At 74.6% G+C, this 3349-nt stretch carries 2 protein-coding genes; both read right to left on the minus strand.

The window, feature by feature from the left end:
* Positions 1-2690: hypothetical protein (locus tag ACWCSD_RS49995; RefSeq protein WP_449926475.1), on the minus strand; the 2690-nt coding region annotated here is incomplete at its 3' end.
* Between the two features lie 21 nt (positions 2691-2711).
* Complete coding sequence (locus tag ACWCSD_RS50000) at positions 2712-3170, minus strand: hypothetical protein (protein ID WP_397160053.1); 459 nt, start codon at positions 3168-3170, stop codon at positions 2712-2714.
* Positions 3171-3349 lie beyond the last annotated feature (179 nt).

Genomic DNA, 3349 nt, shown 5'->3' on the forward strand with positions numbered 1-3349 from the left:
TCGACGAACGACAGCGCCCCGATGAACTCGACGTTCCGGAACGCCACCTCGACGTCGGGCTTCTCGCCGGCCCGCATGGTGAACCTGATCCGCCGGAAGTCCAGCCGCATCGCCTCCAGCACGCCCGGCAGCAGCACCAGGTCGAACTCCTCCAGCGTGCACGTCACGTCGGCGGCCGGGCGGGTGTCGGGCCGCAGCCCGGCGCGCAGGTCCACGACCACGGAGAAGCGGCCCTCGCGCGCCGGGTCGCCGTGGCCGTCGTGCGGGACGAAGACCGGCTGCTCGCCCTCGCGCAACGACCAGGGCTGGATGTCGGGCGTCCACTCCAGCCGGGCGGCGACGGACTCCGGCAGCCGCAGTCCCGCCCTGGCGCTCTCGATCGCCTGCCGCAGCGGCAGCACCCCGGCGGGGGCGTCGTCCCAGATGGCGAGGGCCTGTCGCAGGTGGCCGAGCAGCGTGACGACGGCGTGGTCCACGTCGGCGGGAAGGCCGGCGCCGAGCGCGTCGAGGGCGGCACCGAAGTCGCGGAAGGCCGCGTCCACCTGGCCGAGGTCGGCCGTCCCCGCGATGAACGCCTCGACGGTGGCGGCGAGGGTCAGCGCGGTGGTCCGTACCCGCCCGGCCGCGGCGGCCACCGCCGGGAAGCGCGCGGCCACGCCGGTGAGCTGACGTTCGGCGCGGCGCAGGTCGGCGAGGAAGGCGGTGGCGGCGTTGACGGTCTGCGTGACGAACCGCGGCGCCTTCAGCTCCTCGTCCAGGCCGGCCGCCTTGACCAGGGCGGACAGGGGGATGACGCCGAACAGTTTCGCGCCGATCGCGTCGAAGAAGTCCGAGGGCCGGAAGGTGCCGTCGGCGGCCGTCCCGAGCGGGTCGGCCGCCGCGGCGGCGGGTGTTCTGGCGGCGCTGACCGGCCCGGTCAGGCGGGACAGGCCCGCGACGGTGAACGTGGGCGCGGCCAGGCCGCCGGCGCGGTCCCGCTGGTCGTCGAAGCCCATGACCAGCGGGGACGTGCCGGCGACCAGCTCCAGGAAGACCTCGCCGGGGTTGACGGGGTCGCCGGGCCTGTCGGGCGTCCGGTCGAAGGCGGCCACCCGGTAGCGCCGGGCGTACCGGACCGGGCGGGGCCCGGCCGCGCCGGTGAGCCTGCTCACGGCCGGGACCACCGCCGAGGCCCAGCGCAGCACCGGGAGGAAGCCGGGGATCCGCTGGTGGAGCCGGTCGTCGCGGTCCGTCGGCAGGGCGGCCCCCCAGATGAGGGTCGCGGCCTCGACGGTGGTGTCGCCGGGCGCGGCGGGCGCGGCGACGGCGACCCGGGCGCCGTGCAGGGCGGCGCTCAGCCGGTCCGGCGGGGCCTCTCCCGGACCGGGGTCCAGGGCGTTGTACGCCGCTGCCGCCGCCACCAGGTCGGCGCCCTTGTTGAAGTTCTCGGTGAGGAACAGCAGCGGGGTGCTGAACTCGGTCTCCCGTCCGGCCAGGTCGGTCGCGCGCACCTTGAACAGGTACGGGTCCTGGTCGCGGACGGCGGGGAAGAAGGCGTGCTGCCCTTCGCTCACCGGCAGGACGTCGGCGGGCGGGGAGAGGTCGGGGGTGACCAGGGTCAGCAGCTCGACCCGCCGGAACGGGAACAGGGCGTCGAGTCGTTCGCCGTCGTCGTCGCGGCGGGCCGTGCCGGGCGGGAAGTCCCGGACCGGTTCGCGGCAGGTGATGAAGATGCGCTGGGCCAGGTAGGCGGGATGTTCCGGGCGATCTGGGTCGAACTTCCGCTCGGTCACCTTCACCAGGTCCGCGCGGTGCCCGAAGGGGCACAGATAGCCGGAGTAGAGCACCCGTACGTAGTGGTCGCGGCCCATGGCCGCGCGGTGCCGCCACTGGCTGACGTTGGTGATCGCCGGGCGGGGGTCCCAGCTGCCCAGGGCCTCGAGCCAGCCGCCCAGGGCGGACAGGATCAGGTGGCCGACCTCGACGGGCACCGGCACGTACGGCTGGTGCCCCGGCTCGGTGAACAGCCCGCGGTCGCTGGTGAGGTGGACGAGCGCGGCCCGGTCGGCGGGCGTCAGCGACGTGGGAAGCGGGTCGGGCGGCGGATCGACCGGCGTGTCGCCGGGGAAATCCCTGGTCCACACGGCCCTGGCCCGCGTGTCGCGCACCCGCGTGTGCCACAGCTCCACCCGGTCCGCGTCGTCGGCGGGGGCCGTGCGGTGGGTCCAGCGCACGTCGGGGGGCGGTGACAGCAGCAGCCGGTACGGCAGCTCGATCGCGGTCCGCGGGTCCCCCGCCGGGTCGCGCAGCGGGTCGGCCGGGCCCTCGTCGCCCACCGTGCGCAGCGGCAGCCGTCTCATGGCCGCCAGCAGGCCCTCGGCGGTGTACGGCACCTCGTCCTCGGGCCCCACGACGAAGACCAGCGTGGTGCGCCCGCTGATCCGGGAGACGACGGGAGGCGCCGGACGGGGCCGCACCGGGACGGGATCGGGCAGCCCGGCCCCGGCCGATTCGAAGAACGCCTGCTCCACGATGTGCTGCGCGGCGAACGTGACGACGATCAGCCCCTCGCGCTCCGGCACGGTCCTGACCAGGATCCGGCCGGCCGCCGGGCGCTTGAACGACAGGCCGGGAAAACCGAAGCGCAGATCCGCCAGGTCGGCGGTGCGGACCAGGCGGACCTGCTCCGGCTCCTCCGCGGGACCGGTCAAGGCTTCACCACCCTTTCCCGCTCAGCCGACGAAGGGGGACGCGAAGGCGAACTGCTCCCGGTGGACCAGGTCGGTGACCTGGACGGAGCCCACGGCGCGGTCGAACTGGAAGGGGTTGTTGTCGGGGACGCTCCGCGTGCCGCAGAACGCGGTCTGCCCGTTCTGGAGGTGGATGGCGGTGCACCGGGCGTTGCCGGGGAGCGGGTCGAGCGTGGCGGTCAGGGTCTCGACCTCCACCGCGAAACCCGTGCCGTTGAAGACCTCGGTCTGGGCCTGCTTCCAGGAGGCGCCGGTGCCCCAGATGCAGGCCCGGGCCGACAGGCCGGGGAAGACGGCGCTGGAGACCCAGCTCCCGCACGTCGGGTCGGCCGCGGCCCGGACGCTGCTCGCATCGGCCGCGCCGGCCGCCGTCACCGCCGCCCCCGCCACCACCGTCGCGATGAGGGCCCGGGACAGGGCTCTCGCTGTTCTGTCGTTCATCGTGCTCGTCCTTCCGTGGGACGGTCTGATCGCCCGAGTGATCGTCGCTCTATGTGAGCGATCACTTACAACGCGTCCATGCTGTTGGGGTGGAAGGGCGGCGGGCAACGTTCGGTCCACTCAGTGGACCGGCCGCGCGCGGCGCGTCGGCGCAGCTCACGGGGGTATGGGCCCGGGCA

Source organism: Nonomuraea sp. NPDC001684 (genome assembly GCF_053596515.1).